We start from the raw sequence: 598 nt of genomic DNA on the forward strand, positions 1-598 counted from the left end.
GGGCAATGGTACAGGGCCAGCTGCAGCACCTTTCGGTGTCAGAGTGTATGCGCCCGTGACGGTCGAGAATGCCTCCGGGGGATCGCAGCAGCAAAATGACGGTGACAGGCTGGGTAAGGCGTACCAGCAGGTGATTAACAAATCTGTCAATGATGGTATCGCTCAGGCAATCCGGCCCGGTGGGCTCATCTGGAATGCGACCAATCGCAGGTAACCGTTATGACGATAGAGACATTTTCGTGGGGCATTAAGGCATCGAGTCAACCCTCCCTTGGCAGTAAAGACACAGTGAGAAAGGCTCAGTTTGGTGATGGGTACGCTCAGGTGAGCGGTTCAGGCCTGAATGACGAAATGCTCACTTATGAGTTTTCATATTCAGGAGATCCGAACACAGCGAACCAGATTCATGCTTTCCTTCGCCGGCACAAAGTGAAGTCATTTATTTTCACTCCACCGTTTGGCGATATGGCGCTGTGGCGTGTTGAGGCTGACAGCCTCAAAAAGGTGGTTAAAAACGTAAGAGTGGTAACCGTAACGGCAACGTTTGAACAGGCATTTGCACCATGAGTCTTCATGCTGATTATCAAAAACTTGAGCC

The 598-nt window shown here is 51.0% G+C and carries 1 protein-coding gene and 1 pseudogene; both read left to right on the forward strand.

Features of this window, described 5'->3' with window-relative positions; translation table 11 throughout:
- Nucleotides 1-214 (forward strand): annotated as a pseudogene (locus ACJ9N4_RS20935) (hypothetical protein); the annotation flags it as partial.
- A gap of 5 nt (nucleotides 215-219) precedes the next feature.
- Nucleotides 220-567, forward strand: a complete 348-nt coding sequence (locus tag ACJ9N4_RS20940) for a phage tail protein (RefSeq protein ID WP_411500803.1) — start codon at nucleotides 220-222, stop codon at nucleotides 565-567.
- Nucleotides 568-598 lie beyond the last annotated feature (31 nt).

The sequence above is a fragment of the Enterobacter sp. LM3 genome (assembly GCF_046622475.1).
In the GTDB taxonomy this organism is placed as follows: domain Bacteria; phylum Pseudomonadota; class Gammaproteobacteria; order Enterobacterales; family Enterobacteriaceae; genus Enterobacter; species Enterobacter cloacae_P.